19 protein-coding genes are annotated in these 23,179 nt (G+C 42.1%); 11 read left to right on the forward strand and 8 right to left on the reverse strand.

What is annotated here, in order from left to right:
- Positions 1-148: 148 nt before the first annotated feature.
- The gene (locus tag KTR06_RS18430; RefSeq protein ID WP_008771178.1) at positions 149-352 is read left to right on the forward strand and encodes a hypothetical protein; all 204 of its coding nucleotides are present in this window, start codon (positions 149-151) and stop codon (positions 350-352) included.
- Positions 353-549: 197 nt separating this feature from the next.
- Positions 550-1,923 carry an MATE family efflux transporter gene (locus tag KTR06_RS18435; protein WP_004314776.1) on the forward strand — a complete coding sequence of 458 codons (1,374 nt, stop codon included), beginning with the start codon at positions 550-552 and terminating at the stop codon, positions 1,921-1,923.
- 96 nt (positions 1,924-2,019) lie between these two features.
- Here the strand turns inward: KTR06_RS18435 and KTR06_RS18440 are convergent, their stop codons facing one another.
- Together KTR06_RS18440 and KTR06_RS18445 are read right to left on the reverse strand one after the other, a co-directional pair.
- Positions 2,020-3,003, reverse strand: coding sequence for a fimbrillin family protein (locus KTR06_RS18440; protein ID WP_008021115.1), 984 nt, complete (start codon positions 3,001-3,003; stop codon positions 2,020-2,022).
- A gap of 60 nt (positions 3,004-3,063) precedes the next feature.
- On the reverse strand, positions 3,064-5,058 hold the full coding sequence (locus KTR06_RS18445; protein ID WP_217290688.1) for an RluA family pseudouridine synthase: 1,995 nt from the start codon (positions 5,056-5,058) through the stop codon (positions 3,064-3,066).
- 119 nt (positions 5,059-5,177) lie between these two features.
- Between KTR06_RS18445 and KTR06_RS18450 the strand changes: the two genes are divergently transcribed.
- Together KTR06_RS18450 and KTR06_RS18455 are read left to right on the forward strand one after the other, a co-directional pair.
- Positions 5,178-5,705 (forward strand): GDSL-type esterase/lipase family protein, encoded by a 528-nt coding sequence (locus tag KTR06_RS18450; RefSeq protein ID WP_008651245.1) that lies wholly within the window; start codon positions 5,178-5,180, stop codon positions 5,703-5,705.
- A 120-nt stretch (positions 5,706-5,825) separates the two neighbouring features.
- Entirely contained in the window at positions 5,826-6,290 is a 465-nt protein-coding gene (locus tag KTR06_RS18455; RefSeq protein WP_004308264.1) for a MaoC family dehydratase, read from the forward strand.
- 220 nt (positions 6,291-6,510) lie between these two features.
- Here the strand turns inward: KTR06_RS18455 and KTR06_RS18460 are convergent, their stop codons facing one another.
- Positions 6,511-7,491, reverse strand: coding sequence for a linear amide C-N hydrolase (locus KTR06_RS18460; protein ID WP_008021122.1), 981 nt, complete (start codon positions 7,489-7,491; stop codon positions 6,511-6,513).
- A gap of 158 nt (positions 7,492-7,649) precedes the next feature.
- Here KTR06_RS18460 and KTR06_RS18465 point away from each other — a divergent pair, with 158 nt between their 5' ends.
- Entirely contained in the window at positions 7,650-8,324 is a 675-nt protein-coding gene (locus KTR06_RS18465; protein WP_049703233.1) for a MarC family protein, read from the forward strand.
- Positions 8,325-8,395: 71 nt separating this feature from the next.
- Here the strand turns inward: KTR06_RS18465 and KTR06_RS18470 are convergent, their stop codons facing one another.
- The 3 genes from KTR06_RS18470 to bla form a co-directional block, all read right to left on the reverse strand.
- Complete coding sequence (locus KTR06_RS18470) at positions 8,396-8,920, reverse strand: hypothetical protein (protein WP_212134797.1); 525 nt, start codon at positions 8,918-8,920, stop codon at positions 8,396-8,398.
- A 74-nt stretch (positions 8,921-8,994) separates the two neighbouring features.
- Complete coding sequence (locus KTR06_RS18475; RefSeq protein WP_217290689.1) at positions 8,995-10,464, reverse strand: GNAT family N-acetyltransferase; 1,470 nt, start codon at positions 10,462-10,464, stop codon at positions 8,995-8,997.
- 76 nt (positions 10,465-10,540) lie between these two features.
- Positions 10,541-11,422, reverse strand: coding sequence for a class A beta-lactamase, subclass A2 (gene bla / locus KTR06_RS18480; protein WP_217290690.1), 882 nt, complete (start codon positions 11,420-11,422; stop codon positions 10,541-10,543).
- A gap of 169 nt (positions 11,423-11,591) precedes the next feature.
- Between bla and KTR06_RS18485 the strand changes: the two genes are divergently transcribed.
- The 6 genes from KTR06_RS18485 to KTR06_RS18510 all read left to right on the forward strand — a co-directional run bounded on the left by KTR06_RS18485 (position 11,592) and on the right by KTR06_RS18510 (position 21,839).
- Complete coding sequence (locus tag KTR06_RS18485) at positions 11,592-12,821, forward strand: YecA family protein (RefSeq protein WP_217290691.1); 1,230 nt, start codon at positions 11,592-11,594, stop codon at positions 12,819-12,821.
- Between the two features lie 69 nt (positions 12,822-12,890).
- Positions 12,891-14,087 carry a hypothetical protein gene (locus KTR06_RS18490; RefSeq protein WP_118194656.1) on the forward strand — a complete coding sequence of 399 codons (1,197 nt, stop codon included), beginning with the start codon at positions 12,891-12,893 and terminating at the stop codon, positions 14,085-14,087.
- Between the two features lie 29 nt (positions 14,088-14,116).
- Positions 14,117-14,668, forward strand: a complete 552-nt coding sequence (locus KTR06_RS18495; protein ID WP_004308256.1) for a hypothetical protein — start codon at positions 14,117-14,119, stop codon at positions 14,666-14,668.
- Positions 14,652-18,320, forward strand: a complete 3,669-nt coding sequence (locus KTR06_RS18500; protein WP_217290692.1) for an ATP-binding protein — start codon at positions 14,652-14,654, stop codon at positions 18,318-18,320. Before KTR06_RS18495 ends, KTR06_RS18500 begins: the two co-directional genes overlap by 17 nt.
- Entirely contained in the window at positions 18,317-19,177 is an 861-nt protein-coding gene (locus KTR06_RS18505) for a hypothetical protein (RefSeq protein WP_004314783.1), read from the forward strand. Before KTR06_RS18500 ends, KTR06_RS18505 begins: the two co-directional genes overlap by 4 nt.
- Before the next feature lie 571 nt (positions 19,178-19,748).
- Positions 19,749-21,839 carry a BT4734/BF3469 family protein gene (locus KTR06_RS18510; RefSeq protein WP_134993551.1) on the forward strand — a complete coding sequence of 697 codons (2,091 nt, stop codon included), beginning with the start codon at positions 19,749-19,751 and terminating at the stop codon, positions 21,837-21,839.
- 100 nt (positions 21,840-21,939) lie between these two features.
- On the opposite strand, the gene KTR06_RS18515 is transcribed toward KTR06_RS18510, so the two are convergent.
- On the reverse strand, positions 21,940-22,374 hold the full coding sequence (locus tag KTR06_RS18515) for a DUF6078 family protein (protein WP_217290693.1): 435 nt from the start codon (positions 22,372-22,374) through the stop codon (positions 21,940-21,942).
- A gap of 140 nt (positions 22,375-22,514) precedes the next feature.
- Entirely contained in the window at positions 22,515-23,090 is a 576-nt protein-coding gene (locus KTR06_RS18520; RefSeq protein ID WP_151923512.1) for a hypothetical protein, read from the reverse strand.
- Between the last annotated feature and the right edge of the window lie 89 nt (positions 23,091-23,179).

Raw genomic sequence — 23,179 nt, forward strand, 5'->3', positions numbered from 1 at the left:
CGAAGATTATGCAGAATCACAGGCGTATTTTGTTAAAATGTATCTTTCTGGTGGGTATTTTCTTTTCTGATGGTAAATCATGAACAGGTTTTTTGAAACATCTTCTGAAGAGCTTGTGGATGACGGAAACAATCTGTATCTTTGCGGCATGAAAAAGTTATTATGTCCGCAATGCAAGATTGCAGCCATGTATGTGAAGAATGAACAGGGTGAAAGGCTGCTGGTTTATGTGCTCGAAAATGGTGAAGTCGTTCCCAAATATCCGGAAGATTCGATGGAAGGGTTCGACCTGACAGAGGTTTTCTGCCTGGGTTGTTCGTGGCATGGTTCGCCTAAACGACTTGTTAAGTGATTAACTGTTTAATGAGTTAGTGATTAATGATTAACGTACTATGCAATATTGAATTGCAGCACATATACCGCATGGCATTAATCACTAAACCGTTAATCACAATTTTTTGATTTATGTCAACTAAAAGAGGGACGGGAAACAAGGATTAATTCGTTGAATATTCCGTATCTTTGCGCCCAATTTTAGAACATAGACGTATGGCAACTTCTAAAGAAATGACGGCAGGGCCGGCATTACCTCTCATTTTAAAGTTTACACTGCCGCTTTTACTCGGCAATCTGTTGCAACAAACGTATTCGCTTGTTGATGCTGCAATTGTAGGAAAGTTCTTGGGAATAAACGCGTTAGCTTCTGTTGGAGCCAGCACGTCAGTGGTATTTCTCATTCTCGGGTTCTGCAATGGATGTTGCGGAGGGTTCGGAATACCCGTTGCGCAGAAGTTTGGGGCGCGGGATTACAGTACGATGCGCAGTTATGTGGCTGTCAGTCTGAAACTGGCTGCGGGAATGTCGGTGGTAATTGCACTTCTCACCTGTATTTTATGTGAGGATATTCTTCGGATCATGCGTACACCGGAGAATATTTTTGAAGGGGCTTATGCTTATCTGCTTGTCACTTTTATCGGTGTGCCATGTACGTTCTTTTACAATCTTCTTTCGAGCATTATCCGTGCGTTGGGAGACAGTAAGACGCCTTTCTGGTTTCTGTTGTTTGCGGCTGTTCTGAATATCATTCTCGACTTGTTCTGTATTCTGGTACTTGACTGGGGAGTGGCGGGAGCTGCTATTGCTACTGTCTTTTCGCAAGGATTGTCGGCTGTTCTCTGCTACATTTATATGTACCGGAAGTTTGAAATATTGCAGGGTACTCCGAAAGAACGCCGGTTCCAGTCGAAACTGGCTAAGACGCTGCTCTACATCGGTGTGCCTATGGGATTGCAGTTTTCTATCACGGCTATCGGCAGCATCATGCTTCAGAGTGCGAATAATGCCTTGGGAACGGCGTGTGTGGCAGCCTTTACGTCTGCTATGCGCATCAAGATGTTCTTTATCTGTACGTTCGAGAGTTTGGGCATTGCGATGGCTACATATAGCGGACAGAATTACGGAGCGGGTAAACCGGAACGTATTTGGTTGGGAATCAAGGCTAGTGCTCTGATGATGATTATTTATGCGGCCTTCACGTTCCTTCTTCTGATGGTAGGGGCTAAATATTTCGCGTTGATCTTCGTAGACCCGTCGGAAACGGAAATTCTGCTGGATACGGAGTTGTTCCTGCATGTCTCCTGTATGTTCTTCCCGATGCTTGGTTTGTTGTGCATCTTGCGTTATACCATTCAGGGAGTAGGCTTTACCAATCTTGCCATGTTCTCCGGAGTGGCGGAGATGATTGCTCGTATTCTTGTCAGTCTCTATGCCGTACCGGTATTCGGTTTTATTGCTGTCTGCTACGGTGATCCGATGGCTTGGATAGCGGCAGACTTATTCCTCGTGCCGGCCTTTATCTACGTTTATCGCAGATTGAAGAAGCAGGTATTTACGAATAGTCAGGTTACGCAAACGGTGGCATGATTGCCGGTTGGTGGTTTGCGTAACCCGACTTGCAGTTTGCATAACCCGGTTTGTGGCTTGCGTAACCTGGTTTGCTTTGATTTTATTTCGGATATTTTAATCTTGTACAGGGTATAGCGGGTTTCCGCTTTCGTCTACCTCTGTCCATTCTTTCACACTGACATTGGCGAATGAGATGGAGTTTTCATTGATAACTGCCCGGAAAAGGTATGAATTTCCGGCTGACAGGAGGTTGTTGGGTGGAGTGAGCGGAGTGGTGTAGGTACGTGAAAAGCTTTCTCCGTTTACCATCAGCTCCAGTGTCAAGGTCATGGGAGAGGAGCTCTTTACGGGTAGCATGATATATTGTACGGTGAAGTCGTTGATTCCCATATCGGCTGCTTTGTCATAGCTGACTTCCGAAGTGATGATACCTGTTGACAAGTCCATGATTGCGCCCGGTTTCGGCGGGGTGATGGTAGCGGAAAGTATCTTGTTTAAAGTGATATTTTCTCCTCCGGCGATCGCTACAACTACTTGCGTGGCTGCGTGTTGGTAGGTTATGGGGATGTTTACCTGTGAACTGGCGATGTCCTGATGAACCGCGTGCCACCAAAGATAATCTACTCCGTTGGATAAAGGTTCGGATAGTCCGTTGGTGAAAGTGGGCGCCGGGCTGGTGGAATTGCATGATACGGCATAAAAGCTATAGATAGCATTGCTCAAATACATTTTATATCCTAGATTTCCTGTCAGTACACCGGGGGAGGAGGTGACATAGTTGCCTTGAGCAACGGGAGCGCCTGTGATATTGTTCGATGTGTTGGCTATATAGGCACACAGCCAGCTTTGAAGTCCTTTTCCCATAGGAGACATGGCTCGTGTGATGTTTCGTCCCTCTACGGAAGCACTGAAAGTAACCAGCGCATTCTCTTTGGCCGGATTGCCGTTGTTGTCATCATTGCCGGAGCCGGATGAACCTCCGTTGTTTTCTTCGTCAGGATAGTTGATGTAGATATTGTTTTTGGAGCAGGCTCCCAGTAGCAGCATTGCTAAAGCAGATACGGCTAAATACTTTGTAATGCGGAATTTGATGTCCATAGTCAGGTTCTTTTTGAAAATTAGTAATTACCCCTATATACATTTCAAAAAGAATTTGGTTCATGGCTTAATCATATTTTTATGGAAATCGGCCTCTTTCTGTATGCAGAGAATGTCTCCGTATATGGGATGGCGGAACTCTATATATTCAGCATGGAGGTATAGTCTGTCTGCTTTCTTTCCGTAGAGTTCGTCTCCAAGTATGGGGCATCCCAAGCCTTCCGGATGGGCGGCGTGTACCCGTAACTGATGTGTGCGTCCGGTCAATGGATAGAAGATAATCCGGGTGTATTTTCTTGACTCATTGATACTACTTTCTGATTCATTAATCCTGTTTGATTCGTTGAAAGTGTTTTCAGATTCACTGGTAATTCTTTCAGACTCACTGATGATCTGATATTCTGTAATCGCTTCTTTCCCGTGTTCGCTACTAACCATTTGCCGAGGGCGGTCGAGAGGATTCAGACAAAGAGGGAGTTCGATTCTTCCTGTTCTTCCTGTTCTTCCCGTTCTTTCTGTTCTTTCTGTTCTTTCTGTTCTTTCTGTTCTTTTTGTCTTTTTGTCTTTTTCTACTTTTTCTGTCCTTTCTGGTCTTAGTTCTGTATTTTCTAGTGCTAAATCAGTTCTTTCTACTTTTGCTGTTTTTTTCGTTGATACAGTTTCCTCTGCTATTAATGTTGTTTCCTCTGCTATTGGTTTTGTTTCCTTCTCCTTCTCCTTCTCCTTCTCCTTCTCTGTCTGCACTATCACCCCATCCAACACCGCCACATAGCGTTTCTTAATATTTCTGTTTGCAAATTGTGCCTGTAAATCCTGATGTACCTCTTTTGTTTTGGCAACGAGCAATAATCCTGAAGTAGCCATATCGAGCCGGTGTACAATCATGGGGCCGGTAGCTTCGGGATACTTCTTCTTCAAACGATGATAGACTGAATCTCTGTCCTCTGCTTTTCCCGGAACGGACAACATCCCTGCCGGTTTATTGACTACCAGTAACCATTCATCTTCAAACACGATTTCCAGTTCTTCCTCTTCATGAACAGGATTCAGCAGTGGATTTTCGTCTACCTCCAATCCTTGCAACATGTGTTGCAGGATCGGTTCGCACTTTCCTTTGCAGGAAGGATAATAATATCCGTGATGCCGGATTTCGTTTTTAGGAGAGTCGCCCCACCAGAATTCAGCCATAGCCAATGGCTTTAATTGATGAAGATACGCATATTGCAATAACTTAGGCAAAGCACATTCACCCGCACCGGCAGGAGGAACTTTCTGAACCGTTTGCTCAAAAATAGTATATAAGTCTTTCACCTCTCCTTGGGCGTTTAGCATCCGGAACTGCTCGAATAATTTTCTTTGTAAAGCTGCCGAACGTTCTTTTCGTTCGGTTTTCAATCGCTCTATTTCAATATCGAAGTGCCTGACTTCCGTTTCGAGCTCTTCCAATCGTTTCTTCCATTCCTTTTCCAGTCGTTTGTATTCCGCCTTTTGGTATTGGCTTTCCCGAATCAGGGAGGCTTGTTCTTCTTCGGAAAGCTCCGGAGATGACTGGCGGCGAATCTCTCTCGCCTCCTTTGCCATTTTAAGCTCCGCTTTTGCTTGATTCAAAACAGCTTTAGCCTGTTCCGTTTCTATCTTCCATTTCTCTTTTGAATCGAGATAAGAACTACTGTTTTCCAATTCACGAATACGGATATTAATGGCAGAAATCTGTTCTTCTTCGATTTTGAAGAATCCCTCTGGTTGTAATAGGTCATAAACAGGAGGAACGAAATAAGGATGCAGATTCTTTCCGGCCAGATTGCCGGAGAAAGCTGCAAGATAACCAATCTGATTTTCTTCGTTGTTTGTTATTCCGTTGTCCGTTTGCACAATCAACACTCCAAACATCTTTCCGGAAGCCAATTCCTCTTGCCATTCTTTCCGGCTTGCAATATATTCTTTCACTTCTTCCGCAGCCAACACACACAATGGATGAGGGGTATAATGGAAAGGATAAGTGAATTTCTCCGGCAACGCAAGGTGAGAAACGGGTTTCTTGAAAAAATGTATCATCGGTTTATATATATGAATGAATGTGATTACCTTTGCAAAAGTAACGTAAATCCGCGAATTTTATTCTATATTTGTTTGAGAGTTTGAGTGAGATAATGTGGACGTTTGAATGAATTTGTATGGATAGGATAGAAGAAAAACCAAAATTTGCCTTTCTTGGTAACAGTCACATGGCTTTTTGGGCACTAGATATCTATTTCCCACAATGGGAATGTCTGAACTATGGTGCTCCCGGTGAAGGGCTGGCCTATGTGGAGTCCTTTGCGGTGGACACTTCCGATTGCCAGGTTGTCGTTCAATTCGGAACCAATGATATTTATCAGTTGAACGATGAAAATATAGATGAATATGTAGAGCGTTATGTAAAAGCGGTTCTTGCCGTCCCTTCACTGAAAACATATCTTTTCTGTATTTTTCCGCGTAATGATTATGATGACTACAGTACGGCTGTGAATAAATTTATCCAGATCCTTAACCGGAAGATACACGAAAAATTGCAGGGAACAGATATTGTCTATCTGGACGTATTCAATCGTTTATTGCAGGATGGCAGGCTGAATCCGGAGTTGACTCTCGACGATTTACATTTGAATGGTAAGGGGTACAGTATTCTGACAGAAGCACTGAAACAGGCTTCCGGTTTGTAAAACATACCTAAATACTTCATTCCTTGCTTTTATTTATAAATTTGGTGGCATATCAGTTTATTTTTCCTATTTTTGTCCCCAATTTAATAGTAAATAACCCCCATAAAAACGATAAGACTTATGGAAAAAGTAATTATCAATTCGTACGAAGAATTCGAAAAACTAGTAGGCCAACAGATAGGTGTTTCCGATTATGTGGAACTCTCGCAGGAACGTATCAATCTTTTTGCTGATGCAACGCTGGATCATCAATGGATTCATGTAGATACGGAACGTGCTAAAGTAGACAGCCCTTATCATAGCACGATTGCTCACGGCTACCTGACATTATCTATGCTTCCTTATTTGTGGAATCAGATTATCCAGGTAAATAACCTGAAAATGATGATTAACTACGGTATGGACAAAATGAAATTCGGTCAGGCTGTATTGTCAGGACAGAGTATCCGTCTAGTGACTACTTTGCACTCGCTGACTAATCTGCGTGGTGTGGCAAAAGCGGAAATCAAGTTTGCTATCGAAATAAAAGACCAACCAAAGAAGGCGCTGGAAGGAATTGCTGTGTTCCTTTATTATTTCAATTAATAATAAGCTGAAGAAATACAGATTCTATCTACTTGTGATAGTGACGGTATATGACAAGGATACCGTCACTATTTTTTTTCTGCATCAATCTCTTATATATCAGTCTTTTTTGTATCAATCTTCTCCACGCCAATCAGGGGGCTGACGTTGACTTATCATGAATACCTACAACGATTTTTATTTGAGTTGTCAGTAAGCATAAGTTTATGTACATTCCCGTTTACCCCTTTACTCCCATGAATCTGAACGGCTGTGCCGGTTTAAAGTCTTTGGTTGCATTTCCGTGATAAGTTTCACCATTGGCGATAGATAATTTGAGTACCGGAGCCCCTTCTGACAAGTCGATTTCCCGAAGATTTACCCAGAATGTATTGGGAGTCAGGCTCGATTCGAAGAAATAGAGCAGATTCTTACTATCCGATACCGTTCTCCATTGTGTGGTGGAAATTTCCGGAAATTCGGGAGTGGATATGCCATAAGGAACAGAAGTATTACGGATAACGCTGAATACGCTTGCTATGGCTATTCTCACATCATCTGTTTGGGGCAGGGCATTAATATAAAAACTGGCTCTTGCAAAACGGTCGGATGGACGGTTGGTTCCGGGCAGGAAGCTCAATCCTCCTATTGATTTCCAGTATTCGTTTAGTGCCAGTTGCTTGTTGTAGGTAGGGGAGTTGGTCATCACTTTGTACTCCTTGCTGTGGTAAACAGTCAGCTTTCCACCTGTATATTCGAATATCGCACAATCGCCCGTTGCGTCGGAAATAGATAAATGCAAGGTTGCCAGGCGGGAACCATCCGGCATCAGGTCCGATACCACTTGGAAAGTATTTTCATCAATGGCGGCCACGGCCTCGTCTACGGTGGCGAAGTTATCCAGCATATATTGCACCCATGCAGTAATGGCAAGTCCCGGTTTGCTTTGATCCCTGATCGGATATTCTGCTTCGGGCAACCATAATAGATTGGCAACCAAACCTTTCTCATTCATCCCGTCTGTGCTGGCAATCTCGAAAGCCGAAGTTACCACACTGCCATACTTGGACGTCCATTTCAGGGAGTTGGCTCCCGTTTCTCCATTTCTTTCCATACCTTTGGGAAATACCCAAAGATTACTGTGCATTTCTGTTTTCCAATCCATAGACCGGCCGGTTGCCACCATTCCATTCTTTCCCGAATAAACGACTCTTGTACACATAATTTTAATTTCTAGTTAAAGGTTTATTATAAGCTGCTTTTACAGGGAATCCAACGGATGCGAATTCATTCCGCAAAAACATATTCTCAAAACAATAACGTTCCATTTATGTTTTAGATAAGTATCAGATATTAATAAAGTATCAAAAAACAGGAATTATGTCATTAAGTAATCTTCTCATTATATTTTCGTCATCGTTTATGGCGCTTTTTCCGGTGATAAATCCTCTGGGAAACGGTTTTGTTGTCAATGGATTTTTTACAGATCTCGATCCTCAACAGCGGAAAGCGGCTATTCAGAAACTGACGTTCAATTTTATAATGATTGGCGTCGGGACGTTGGTGATAGGGCATCTGTTTCTATTGATTTTTGGTTTGGCTATTCCCGTTATTCAGTTGGGAGGCGGAATACTGATCTGTAAGACGGCAATGGAGTTGTTGGGCGATTCGGGTTCTACTGATAAAGGAGAGGCCAGCCAGAATGTGGATGGTTTCAGATGGAAGAATATAGAGCAGAAGATTTTTTATCCCATCACGTTTCCTATCAGCATCGGGCCGGGTAGCATATCGGTCATCTTTACTTTGATGGCGTCCGCCAGTGTCAAAGGCAAACTATTGCAAACCGGAATTAATTATTTGGTCATTGCGCTTGTCATTATTTGTATGGCGGCTATCTTCTATGTGTTTCTTTCGCAAGGACAGAGGTTCATTCAGAAATTGGGACCTGTGGGAAATCAAATCATTAATAAGCTCGTAGCCTTTTTTACTTTCTGTATCGGTATTCAGATTTCAGTGACGGGTATATCTCAAATATTCCATCTGAATATACTTTGATTGATAGGTATATTCTTATTTGACAGCTAAATACGTATTTGTACTTATTGAAATGAAAGTGATAAAAACAATCAATTTTTCTTTGCTTTCATAGCCTTTAGGGTGTTTCTTCGTACAGAGCGGATGGCAGGAACCAGTAAGTCCGGTTCCATGATTTCCAGCATGGTACGTAATTCCTGTTGCAGTTCCGGGATGGAGCGCGTCAGTTGATAAGCCAGTTTCATGCAGAGAGATTGCACACCGGCTGGTTCTTCACGGGATATCATGTGTTCCATGCAGAAATCGAGGAAATCCACTCGTGGCGGGTCGGCGGCAGATTGCTGGCATATCAGGTTCAGAATCATTCTCCGCTTTCCCGAATGTGGACAGGTCATGGCGGCATCAATCAATTCGTCCTGTCGTTGGCTCAACCATTCTACATCTGCTTTGGAGAAATGGGTACATACCCACAATGCCTGATAGGAAACAATGTGGTCTTCGTCGAATATCAGCTGGTAGACTTCTTCTCTAAGACGCTTGTCGTCCTGTATGAAATGGAGTACTTCTCTGATATCTTCAATGTGTACACGTTCGGATAATCTGGCACGTAGGTTCATGTTTTTTTTCTTTTATCATTAAGTTAGCTCAACAATTGCTTGGGGGCACTTACTCAACTGATGTTTGTTTGATATTAATTTCTGTCACCGGTATTCGCTTCCGGTAGTTGTAAATGAAGAATGGGGAAAGGTTTGCCCATACTGTCCGTTTCATCTCTGCCAATGATCTGGAATCCCAGATGGAGATAGAATTGGAGTGCCTTTTCATTCTGTTCGTTGACATCTACCTTATCCATCTGTTTTTTGTCTCTTGCGTATTCTATTAATCGTTTGCCGTATCCTTTTCCCTGCTCGTCAGGGTGTACAAACAACATTTCGATCAGTTCGTCGCTTAGTCCCATGAAAGCGGCAATCTTTCCGTTGGCATTGCGGATAACAAAAAGTTCAACAACTGGTAGATAATGTTCCTGCATCAGTGGTTTGTAAAACTGGATATCTTCTTCCGTCAGAAAATCATGCGTATGACGGACGGACGTTTCCCATACATGGAGGATTTCTTCATAATCTTCCGGAGTAGGTTGGGAGATGCCGGGGAGATAATAACACTGGTGGTCGTAGATATTTCCGTTGTAAGTCAGTTCTGCCTGATGGAGGGTTCCTTCATAGATGAAACCGTTCTTTTTCAGGACTTTCTGTGAACGTTTATTATGTGGATAACAAGTGGCAGTGATGAGACTTAGTTTCAATTTTTCAAAACCGTATTTAAGAACGCCTTGCACTGATTCAGTCATATATCCTTTGCCCCAATAAGTCTCGTCGAGCCAATAACCCAACATTCTCACTTGTGGGTTTTCTCGTTTGGGATCGGGGATGATTCCTACGGAACCGATCAGTTGTTGCGTTTCTTTTAGTATCATTGCCCATATACCCTCCTGATTAATAAATGTAGAATGGAGTATACGGTGGGACTCTTCCAATGTCCGGTGGGGCGGCCATCCGGCATTGTTCCCCAAATTCGGGTTTTGGCAACAGGCGAAAAATGCTTCTGCATCTTCTTCTTCAAAAGGGCGGAGAAGCAAGCGTTCTGTATCGAGCGTTACGGAATGAATACTTTCTGTTTCGGTGTTTGGTCTAGCTTCAGCTTCCGGTCCAACTTCAGTTTCAGTTCCGATTGCTGTTTCTGTTTTTCCTTCCCCTTTTCCTTCTCCTCCTGTTATTTCCTGATATACACATTCAATCCGATTTCCATCAGGATCGAGCACAACACTTTCAAAGTATCCGTCTCCCGAAGTACGCGGTTCACCGGCGATGGTATATCCTTCCGAACGCATCTGCTCGGTGAAACGTAATACTTCTTCCTGGCTGGGAAAGGTGAAAGCAAAGTGTGTCAGTCCGACCCTGTTTTCTTCAATGGGTGTGTTTTGTACGTCTGTACGACTCATGAGTTCCAAGTCAGTTCCCTCTCCGAAAGAAACAAAGTATGACTCAAATCCTTTCTTGGGATTAATGTATTTCTCGTTGCTTTTTCCTCCGAAGAAACGGACATAAAATTCTTTTAATTCTTCCAGCCGGAAGGTCCAAATGGCAATATGATGCAGTTTCATATAAATGTTTTTTTATTCCTATTACTTTTTACTTTGTTTCAATCCTGATTCGCACCGAACGTGTTTTGTGTCGCTCTTAATGCTGTATTACGTATTCGTAAACGATGCGGGAAATATCGGCGATAATCTTACTGTTCGCCTGACTGTTTTCTTCAGAATCCTTCACGAAGACAGCTATGCTATAAATACGTCCATCGGGTAAAAGAACGAAACCGATGTCGTTACAACCAATCTGCTGTCCTTTTGCATTACGGTCTCCCGTTCCAGTTTTGTGACCTACGGTTACTTTTTTATCAAGCAACGGAGCAACCAAACGGTCTTGCCCGGTTTGACATTCCACCATTGTCTGATATATAAAGTCTTTGTACACTTTTGCAAACAAGGGTTTCTTGCGGAATATCTCCAATAATTCGGCAGCAGCTAACGGAGTGGTCCAGTTTTGATAACACAGATTCAAGTCTTCGTGCATCGCTGTTTCTGTTCCAACGATGGCACATTCCCGAACTCCTAATGAATGGATATACCTATTCACTGCTTCCGGACCACCTTGATAGTTGAAAAGAATATCGCAAGCATTGTTATCGCTCTGCTGCAGTGTGTATCTTAACAGGTCGGCAATGCTCATTTCAATTCCCCCTTGCGGATATTTATCTCGCAGCGGACTGTAAGTATCCGGCTTTAAATCTGATTTTTTGATTGGCAACCGGGTGTCCAGTGATTGTTTTTTCTTTCCCATATAATCGGCCAATGCCAACGCCTGATGAAACTTGAATACGCTCATCAACGGGTAGTGAGTGTCATTATTGACAGTTACTGTATCTTTTCCGTTAATAATAACGGCAATCCCTATTTCAGCTTTCTTATCTTTGATTGCCTGTTTCAACTGTGTTTCAAGTTTGCTTTGTTGGGCAAGCAGGAGGGTGGGTACTAAACAAAGAAGCACTATGAATGAACGCATAATCAATTTCCTCTTTTAACGGGTTACTAATTCTCTATTGAAATCACATTCTCTATTGAAGTCACAAAGGTATAAATAGTAATTGCCTTTGCAAATTCTCATTCAAAAATAGTGATGTCGGATAAGAAATTCCTACTTTTGTGAATTAATCAATAAGTGAATAGATATTATGTTAAAATGTCAGTCGGAATTGTTTCAGCCGTCATTGAAATTGGTGGATGGCTTGAAGATGAATACAAAAGAGGAATTAAAGAGGATGGCGAAAATTTTGCTTTTACCTGTTCCTACCAAGTTACACAAGGATGAGTATGTAACTTATTTTGCAGAAGCTGTTTTGACCTGTCCTGAAATGTGGCTTTCCCGGTTGACGCATTATGAACTGGTATTACTTGATAAGTTAGTGAAAGCGGGATCTGGTAGTTACGTAGAATGTACAAATTCTTTTTTGGTGACTACTTTGGAAACTCTTTCTTTCATAGCAACGGACTGTAGTCACATGGATGAGAGTAAAGTCCGTTATATGATCTGCGATGAATTGCGTGAGGCAGTAGCTCCTTATCTGAATAAACTGTTGACTTCCCAAAAGCAATCTGTTCGTTTTATGATAGAACAGTATGCCTGTGGAATCGTAAATTTATATGGTTTTCTCTCTTATTCGGACTTATTGTATATACTGGTAGGCTATTTGCAGCATTCAGTGACAAAAGAAGAAATAGCTGACAGTTTGGCTAATTCGGCATTGATACAGCGACTAACCTTTGAAGTGGAAGATGGTTATAATACAAACCTTTACATAGAGTCTCCTTTTTTGGATGATTTTGAATCTTTGGAGGAGCAATTGTATCTGCGCCGTGATATACCGGACAGGAAGAAGTTTTCTAAAGAGGAAGCCTTTTCAGCGGGCATGATGCCATTGAGTATCATTCCTAATCCGTGTTGGGATGAATTGAAGGAGTATATGATGAAGAAACTGCGATATACGGAAGAAAAGGCGGATAGTAGTTTGGCATATTTGTGGTTTACTGCTCAAACGGAAGAAAATTCAATGTCTATTATTACTTCAATGATTAGCCACAAACTTTCTTCCATGCAGGAACTGCAAGAGGCCATTGAACTATTTATGGATTATGTGAATCATTGTCCCCGTTGGTTCTTGAAAGGTTATTCTTCAGAGGAGGCATTCGTTTTATTTCAAAAAGACAAATTTAGAAAGAATCCTCCCCGCATTGTTGCAGGTCCAAATATGAAGGCTGCCGGTATGGACATTACTCCGGAAATGCAGGAAAGGATAGACAATCTGTTTCGTGGCATGCCTTCCGAACACACGGTCGGAAGGAACGATCCTTGTCCCTGTGGAAGCGGGAAGAAATATAAAAAGTGTTGTGGCAGAAATAATTAAGAAAAGGACGATTGCGGAAGAATATCCTGCAATGAGACATATTATGAATTTGGAAGAACAGTGAATTAGATGAGTACTTTTCGTTCCATAGAAGAACTGGTCAAGAGTCTCGACCGGGAGAAAGAACTCTTGAAAGAAATGTTTGCTAAACGGAAATCTCTTTCGTTCCGTTATGATTATGCGCTTGAAATGACAGAGTACAAAGAAGAGCGTATCCGCTATCTGATAGACTATGGAGTTATCCGGGACACTGGCGACTTTCTTGAAATGGAGGATATTTATCTGAAATTCTTTGAAGACGTGCTCGAAGTAAATGAAGAAATCAATGTATCTTTCGTGCAGGATTACCTGACGCGACTGAATGAAAATATTGACTATTATCTGAAAGAGAATAACGAGCAACGTAAATACAACTACCAGCGTGAAGTGAAACGCTGTCTGAAAAACATCGCTCTGACTACAGTCCGCAATGTGATGGACTTGAAAAGAAACATGGATAATACTTATAAGAACGAACCGAATTATAAGATAAAGAAAACCAAACTCGTCCGGCTTGATGAGAAACGGAATAATATTGCTCTGCTGATCCGTAAAAGTGAGGAATTGATAGACTACGGACAGCCTGTTTTCTTCCGGGTGGCGATGGACGTACAAATGCGGAATGTAGTAAGCGACGTGAAACTACAGCTGAACGATTCATATCACAATCTGATTGAAATCCAGAAGCAAATTATCCATTACCTGAATCTCATTGACTATCAGAATCGTATTTTCGAGAAAGTAAAGAAACTGAAGTATTTGAAAGATCAGTTTCTGTTGGAAGAACATACCAGTATCCGTTCGGTTGCAGCGCAAAAGAATCCCGTCTGGATGGAGCCGCAGGTCGGTTATCGCATCAAGCTTTCTATTGATAATCTACGGACTTCCGATGAGGCTTTTCAGATTTTGAAGAAACTTGTCGCGCGGCAGAAAAATACTCCGAAAGGAATGAAACAACTGGCAGATGCCATTCCGGAAGGATACCTGGATGGGCAGTCGCAAATGATAGATACCGTAAACTTGCAGGAGGTGCATAATTCATTTATGGCGTCCAGCACCCATCTGTTCTCTTTTGTGATGAACTATCGCTACCGGAAAGAGGTGACACGTGGAGAGAAATTAATCTTTTTCTGCCAACTGGCGTCACAGTATGCCGACGAACTTCGCTTTACGGATACTTATGAAATCTCCGATGAAGTGGAATACCCTTTAATATATGCCAAATGATGTATGCTGAATGCTAAAAACAGATGACTATGAAATATACTGAAGAGATATTTAATATACTTAGCAAAGGGGGATTCATTTCTTCCAATAGTGTCTCTACCCAAGTGAAACGCTTGTATGATGCCATTGAGGAAGATTTGCCCGATTATTATGATTACTATAAAGGCATCGGTTTTTATCTGGAAGGTGGTGACGGTTATTACTACTTTACTCGCAAGGAATCGAAAGTCGATTTGGAACGTAAACTGGAAGCAATTCAGAAGTGGATTGATTACCTGAGTTTCCTGAAAACCTATCATTCGGCATTCGGCCCGGGCTTTCTGTTTCGTGCTGCTGATATTGAGATTCAGATAGGATGCGATATCGAACTGAAAGAAAAGGCAACTAAACTGTTTTCGGATAAGAAGAAATATGATGAAGTAGTCGGCAAACTGCTGAAAGAACTGGAGAGCATAGGACTGATAGAGAAAGAAAACGAACTTGACGGGACGTATAAAGTATTGTCGGCTTTCCATTATATGGAGGACTTGGTTGATTGTATCACAATTTCAGAGGAGGTGCAAGATGAGATACCTGAATAAGATTATTTTTCTGAACAGTGCCCATATTCCGTATGCGGAAGTGAAGTTGGATGGGAATGTACATTTTATAGGTACGCAAGGTGTCGGTAAGAGTACGCTGCTCCGTGCCATCCTATTCTTTTATAATGCTGACAAACTAAGACTAGGCATTCCGAAGGAGAAGAAAAGCTTCGATGCTTTTTACTTTCCATACGCCAATTCTTACATTATCTATGAGGTGATGCGGGAGAATGGGGCGTATTGTGTGGTAGCTGCCAAATCCCAGGGACGGGTGTTTTTCCGTTTTATTGATGCGCCATTCCAACAGGACTGGTTCATTGACGAACACAATGTGGTACATTCCGAGTGGGGACGCATTCGCGAACATATCGGTTCGAAGATTCAGATTACTGCACAAGTGACTAGCTATGAAATGTATCGGGACATTATTTTCGGTAATAATCGCAAGCATGAAATGATACCTTACCGCAAGTTTGCCATTGTGGAAAGTGCAAAATATCAGAATATTCCCCGTACGATACAGAACGTCTTTTTAAATTCCAAACTGGATGCTGACTTTATAAAAGATACCATTATCCGTTCGATGAGTGATGAGGATATCTCTGTCGATTTGGACTTCTATCGTAGCCAGATAAAGGAATTCGAGCAGGAATACAGGGACGTGATGCTTTGGTTTACAAAGAACAAGAATGGAGAAGTGCCTGTCCGGAAGATGGCGGAGAAAGTAATGAACGCCTATCGTGACTTGATTTATACTCAAAAGCAGATTGGTGAAGGGCGTGCGGAGCTTAACTTTGCGGAGAAACAGGCTTTGCATGAGATTCCGTTAGTGAAGGAAGAACAGGCTAAAGCCGAGACGGAACGTGAACGGTTGCTGCGGCTTATGGGTGAACTGCAACAAAAGTACACCAATGAGCGTGATGGCTTGATTAGGGATATAGGTATAATAAACGATTTGCTCAAAAAGATACGTGAGAAACGTCTGCATTACGAGCAGATGCAGATTGAAGAAATCATCAAACGGGTATCTTGCGAAGAATTACTGATTCAGGAACTTGAACAAGTCCGGAATATGAAATCAGAACTGACAAGGGCTTATGAGGATGTCTTGAGCAAGTACCGATTGCTGTTTGAGAAACTGGAAGCTGATTTCCGTACTTTTGAGAATAGCCAGCGAGCACGGATAAATGCTCGGAATGCGGAGATTGCCGGCAAGCAGGAGGAATTGATGCAACAGCTTCGTGTGGAAGAAGAAAAAGTAAGGGTAACGCAAGAAGAGAAAGTGCAGACTGTGGATAATCGTATCCGGCAGTTGCGCGACGAACAGGCACAGTGTAACCTGAAACTTCAAAAGGTGAAATACGAACATCCCCATCAAAAGGAAATGTCCGATTGTGAAGATGGGATTAACGAACTGCGCAAAAAGGACAAGGAACTGGAACTTGGCATCCGTCAGCAGCAAGGAGAAATAAAGCAGTTGAGACAGGAGTGTGAATGGAAAGTGAAAGAATTGAAATGGGAATTTCAGACAAAGATGGAGACCGTTCGTAAAGAACGGAGCGCGATTGAAGAACAGTTGCAAACATTGGACGCCTTGATTGAGAAACGAAAAGGTTCTTTGTGTGAATGGCTGGAGAAGAACAAACCGGATTGGCAGGAGACGATAGGCAAGGTGGCGGATGAGGAACTGGTGTTGTACAACAATGAACTGCAACCTCAATTAGTGAATAAGGAAGCTACTTTGTTCGGCGTTTCACTCAATCTGACAGCAATCGAGCGTTCTGTCCGCACTCCCGAGGAAATGAAGCAGGAGCGCGATAGGCAACAAGCAGCCCGGCAACTCTGTACCGACCGTCTCACCCGACTGACGGAAGAAGAGGGGGAAGCTGTTTCTTCTTTGGAGAAGAAGTATTCGAAGCAAATACATAGTATTTTGGAAGAACAACATCTGATGGAAGCCGAGCGAATGCAGATTCCTGCAAAATTGAAGAATTTGCAGGCTGATTACGCCTCATGGAAGACGAAGGAAGAGGAATGGAAAAGAGGATGTACCGAAGAATTACAGGCGCAACTGAATGAAATCGGACATCGTCTTTATGTGGCGGAAGGCGAGAAGGAGAAGCATTTGGCGGAACGGGAAAAACTGTTGAAAGCTTGCCGGAAAGTGTATAATGGTAGCAGGACGGAACTCCGGAAGGAACTGGAGGAGTTTGTTGCCGGCATTCAGCAAGAGATAGAGCGGATGAAACAGCAAACTGCGGAGCGGAAAAAGGAATTGAAGCAGGCGCAGGAGAATGAATTGAATGGAAAGGGTGCTGATACGGTCACTATCCGCAAGTATGATGACAGGCTTGCCGAAATAAATAAAGAATTAGATTATATAGGTAAATCCCGCCCACAAGTTCTTTTTTATGAAAGAGACAAGGAGGAGCTGTTTGATAAAGAACCTGCTACGCGAAGCAGGAAGAAAGAACTGGATGCGAAGCTAGTTGCATTGGACGAACGTTTCGCTCTGAAAAAGGAGAAGTTGCAGGTTCAGAAAAAAGGGGCGGACGAGCACCTCGAGCGGATTGGCAAAGAATTGCACTTATTGGAGGACGGGTTGAATAAAGTGGATATGTTCCGGAAAGATGAAATTTTTTGTCCGCCTTCTGTGACAGAAATAGGAGAGAAGCCTACTCGGAAAAATTGCGATGTTATTGTGGAAGAGTTGAAGTCGCTCATCGTATCCACTATCAGAAAAACAGAAGAATTCAAGAAAGCGGTGACGCAGTTCAATGGAAACTTCTCGTCAAAAAACACGTTTCATTTCCGTACGGAACTGGTTGGAGAACAGGATTACTATGATTTCGCTTCCAATCTGTGCGAGTTTGTAGATAATGATAAGATTTCCGATTATCAGAAACATATCAGTGAACGGTATACGGATATAATCCGCCGGATTTCGCAGGAAGTGGGAGGACTGACCCGTAATGAAAGCGAGATACACAGAACAATAAAGGATATCAACGACGATTTTGTCAAGCGGAATTTTGCCGGAGTAATAAAGGAAATAGCTCTTCGCCCGCTTCAGAGCAGCGATAAACTGATGCAGTTATTGCTGGAGATTAAACGGTTTAGCGATGAGAACCAATATAATATGGGAAAGGTTGATTTGTTCTCGCAGGATTCCCGTGAAGATGTCAATGCGGTGGCTGTCCGGCATTTGTTGTCGTTTATGAAATTCCTGCTCGACGAGCCGGGACGCAGGCGGTTGGCACTTGCCGATACATTCAAACTGGAGTTCCGCGTGAAAGAGAATGATAATGACACGGGATGGGTGGAGAAGATTGCCAATGTAGGTTCTGACGGTACGGATATTCTGGTAAAAGCAATGGTCAATATCATGCTGATTAATGTGTTCAAAGAAAAGGCGTCACGTAAGTTTGGTGACTTTAAAATCCATTGTATGATGGATGAAATAGGCAAGTTACACCCCAACAATGTGAAAGGTATTTTGGACTTTGCCAATTGCCGGAATATTTTGTTGGTAAACAGTTCTCCCACTACTTACAATGTGGAAGACTATCGTTATACCTATTTATTGAGTAAAGACGGGCGGTCAAATACCCAGGTTGTCCCATTGTTAACCTATAATAAGATAGAAAAATGAGTGGCAGTTTATTTACATTGGCAATGGCGAGGCTGGTTCTGAAAATGCTGGGCGGTGAGCTCATACCTTACACAAAGTTTGATGGACTGATAGCAAATAGATTAATGGATGAGGGAATCATCACTATTGTTCCCCGAGGGAGTAAGCGTAGTTTTCGTATGATTGACCCGGAAGGATGCCGTATCTACATCTCCCAGAATTATACTTCCGGCATGGAGCTGGAAGATTGGATTGAGATGAAGAACTGTCCGGATGAAGTGTCACGTTCGGAGCAAGTGGCGAAGGCGGGGGACTCTAAATTGAGATATACCCGTACGTTCAAAGGTTTTCTCCTTAATTGTTATACGCCTATAGAAGCTACGTTTCATGGCGAACCATGTGTGCTTTCTCCTTTGCAAGGCACTTCTATTTTCATGCAGGATTACGAATATTTCCGTATTCCTGAAGATGTTGTAGTAGTGGGTATAGAGAATGGAGAGAATTTTCAGCATATCCGTGCCCAAAAGTACTTGTTTGAAGGAATGAAAGTTCTTTTCGTGTCCCGTTATCCGCAATCGAAGGATTTGTGTAACTGGCTAAAGATAATTCCCAATCGCTATATTCATTTCGGAGACATAGATTTGGCTGGCATTTCTATCTTTTTAAATGAATTCTATGTCAAATTGGGCAACCGTGCGGAATTTTTCATTCCTGCGGATGTGAAGAAACGCCTCAAGGACGGAAACCGGCAGCTTTATGATAATCAGTATTTGCGTTATAGGGCTATGTTGGTTTCTGACGAACGTTTAAGGCCATTGGTGGCAATGATTCATAAATATGGGAAAGCGTATGAACAAGAAGGATATATAAAGTATTAAATTAGTCATATCAGCATCTCTATGAAATAAAAAATAAAATATATCTGTCATCTGTCACAGATTATAATCTAACTTGCAGAGTATAAGTATTTAATAGTGTGACAGCACAGTGTGACAGCAGTGTGATGGCAATAATGCTGTCACCTAGAAAACAAAGACAAAATAAAGACGCTGCTCGAAAATAAATAGTATCAGCCATCAATGGATTAGTAGTTCAATTTATTATCCTCGTACTTATGAGTTGTGTCCTGCCTTGAAACCAACAGTTTCAAGGTGCGAAACTTTAGTTTCATACGCTTGAAACTATAGTTCCAATTGCTTGAAACCATTGGTTTCTCACCGATGAAACTACAGTTTCCCTTAGCTGGAACTTTAGTTTCAAGCAGGGAAAACTAATTTGCCCCGTAATTCGGCGGTGGCAATCCCGTTTCTTTCGGTTAAAGAGATGCTTGATATATCAATAATTTTCTGTATTAAAAACTTGTTTTCTTTGCTGGTTTCGGATATTATGACTAATTTAGCAGTCTCAACGATCACAAAGGCGCTGACAAAACAATTTATTATCAAATTAATGAAAATTACTCAATTTCGTAAGAATGAAGATACGATAGCGCTCAGCGTAATGGATCTTGATATACTGGTAAATAAGATAAAGACAGAAATAAAATCCCGTCCTGTTTCTACATTCAGAGAACATCTGCGATATACCCTTTCCGATGAACGGTGTATGTTTGCCGATAAACTGCCCAAGATAATTCCTGCCGCTGAATTCCGAAAAGTAAACGGTCAGAAACAGATGAAAAGCTACAACGGTATTGTAGAACTGACCATTGGCCCTTTATCCAATAAGTCGGAAATCGCTTTAGTGAAACAAAAAGCCTGTGAGCAACCACAAACCCGTTGTGTTTTTATGGGTTCAAGTGGCAAAACTGTGAAAATATGGACTACCTTCACCCGACCGGACAACTCCCTTCCCAAAACACGGGAAGAAGCGGAACTATTCCATGCCCATGCTTATCGACTGGCTGTGAAATGTTATCAGCCCCAAATCCCGTTCGATATACTTCCCAAAGAACCGACTCTGGAACAATATTCGCGATTATCCCACGATCCGGACATCATATATCGTCCGAATTCAGTCCAATTTTATCTCTCTCAACCATCATCAATGCCCGAAGAAACCACTTTCCGTGAAGCGGTTCAGGCGGAGAAATCTCCATTGACCCGTGCCGTACCGGGATATGATGCGGAAAATGCCTTCCTGATGCTTTTCGAAGCCGCTTTTCGGAAAGCTTATGCCGATCTCCGGGAAGCGGGGCTCGAATTGAGCAAAGACACATGGCATCCTTTAGTTGTCCAACTGGCTAAAAACTGTTTTGCTTCGGGACTTCCACAAGAAGAAGTTGTGAAACGTACTGTTTTCCACTTCTATATGTATAGACAGGAAGAGCTTATCCGGCAAATGATTGGCAATATATATACCGAGTGCAAAGGTTTCGGCAAGAATATCAGCCTGACTAAAGAGCAGCAACTCGCCTTGCAGACTGAAGAATTTATGAAACGCCGCTATGAATTCCGTCATAATACCCAAATTGGTGAGGTAGAATATCGTGAAAGGCTTTCTTTTCGTTTCCGTTTCAATCCTCTCGATAAACGTGCGCTGAACAGCATTGCTTTGGATGCACAGATGGAAGGTATCCCGTTGTGGGATAGGGATATTAGTCGTTATATTTACTCCAACCGCGTCCCTGTATTCAACCCGTTGGAAGATTTCCTCTACCGGCTTCCCGCATGGGACGGTAAAGACCGTATTCGTGCATTGGCAGCCACCGTCCCTTGTAAGAATCCGTATTGGATGGATTTGTTCCACCGTTGGTTCCTCAATATGGTTTCTCATTGGAAAGGAAGCAATAAAAAGTATGCAAACAGTGTTTCGCCCTTACTTGTCGGACCGCAAGGGACACGTAAATCCACCTTTTGCCGGAGCATAATGCCCCCTTCCGAGCGTTCCTACTATACTGACAGCATTGATTTCTCCCGAAAGAAAGATGCCGAACTTTACCTCAATCGTTTTGCGCTTATCAATATCGATGAATTTGACCAGGTGAGTTCGACACAACAAGGCTTTCTGAAACATATTCTGCAAAAGCCTGTACTGAATGTGAAGAAACCTCATGGCAGTGCCGTGCTTGAAATGCGTCGGTACGCCTCATTCATAGCTACAAGTAACCAGAAAGACTTGTTGACCGACCCTTCCGGCAGTCGTCGTTTTATTTGCATCGAAGTGACCGGAGTGATTGACACCAACCGTCCGATAGACTATGAGCAGCTTTACGCACAAGCTATGTACGAATTGGAACATGGCGAACGTTACTGGTTCGACCAGGAGGAAGAAAAGATCATGGTGGAAAACAACCGTGAATTTGAACAAGTCCCGCCGGAAGAGCAACTTTTCTTCCGTTATTTCCGTGCCGCACAGCCTGAAGAAGGGGAGTGGTTGTCTCCAGCGGAGATTATGGAAGATATTCAAAAAGGCAGTTCAATCCCGATGTCTGTCAAGAGGGTTAATTCCTTCGGAAGAATACTGAAAAAGCAAGAAATACCTTCCAAACATACGCGTAGCGGTACACTCTATCATGTTGTAAGACTAATAACCAGGTGACGGCAAAAATGCCATCACCCTGCCGTCACCTCTTGCTGTCACAGTCTTATCGGTTCATTACTAAACAATTAACCCCTAAATTGTGACAGATGACAGCAACTCACCAAATATATTCTTCTGTGTAGCGTTGGTAAGTTGGCTCTTCTTTTATCCCTTTATTGCGGAATAGTTGTCTGATATAGGCTTGGTCTTTAGGCATAAGCCCTCGTTCTCCGCGATAAAACCTGTAATATCCTGTTTTCCCATAGTGTCCTACCAATTGCATTCTGATACTGACTGCATCCTCATAAGGGATTCTGTCGAGCAACCGTTTTAGTCCCCACGCCACATGAACTTTGACAGCAGTCTTGAAACATTCGCATTGGTTTCCATCCGCAGGATAACGTGCCGGATTAACGATGGAGATATAAAGGTAATCGGCTGTTTCATTTTGTGCAGCTATGTAGCGCAAACATTTCGAGGCTTGTGGGCATTGGTCATTGAAACACCGGGAGAAATTGTAGGGGACAGACAGACTGTCGGGTTCTTCTTTCATCTTGTTGGGTTTATTTTATTTGTGAAATACTGTTGTAAATATAGCAAACAGAATTCTCCACAAAAGTAGGGCTTTATTTTGGGAATGGGAAGCGTTTGGATTATTTTATTTGTATATAATAGGAATTTTCATTATGCTCCTTATGCATTATTTGCATCTCTTATTCTCTTTCTTATGTCTTCACGTAGCTCTTTGTTTATTCTCATTAATCGTTCATTCTCAATATTTAGGTAATCATTTTCTTTTTTCAATTCATAGGCTTTTTTTATTGTCAGGGCAAAACGTTGTTGCATAGGGGATACTTCTAATAGTGTTTCATCTATATGATTAAGTCTTTTAATATATTCAGTGAAACTTTTTTCATCATTGACTGCATTGGATTGATCGTAAAATTGAATTACTTCACATTTAATATTTTGAAATTCTTCATATTCAATCTTATAGGTGTAATATTCGATATTGTTAATGTCTATTTTGTACCAATATCGCAGTTCACTGTCTCTGTGACTTTTAGGTATAGGTTCACGATGTCGATTAAAAAATGCGATTCTTTTTCCTTTTCTATCTAACAAACCGTAATAGGGGTAATGATACTCTATCTCAATAGCGATAGGGTGAATATACTGATGTATAAATTTATTGTTAAAAAGTTCTTTGTCCCACTTCTTTTCTGTAGTAGTGGAGGAATGAGGAAAATATGGAAACTTGTCTTTCATAAGGAATGTGTTTAATAATTCATAAAAGTAGAATGATTTCTTTTCTTTGAATGAGTATTAGAAGAAAAAGCTCATAACTACTTTAATCT

This window comes from Bacteroides sp. MSK.20.12, assembly GCF_019052435.1.
GTDB lineage: Bacteria > Bacteroidota > Bacteroidia > Bacteroidales > Bacteroidaceae > Bacteroides > Bacteroides xylanisolvens.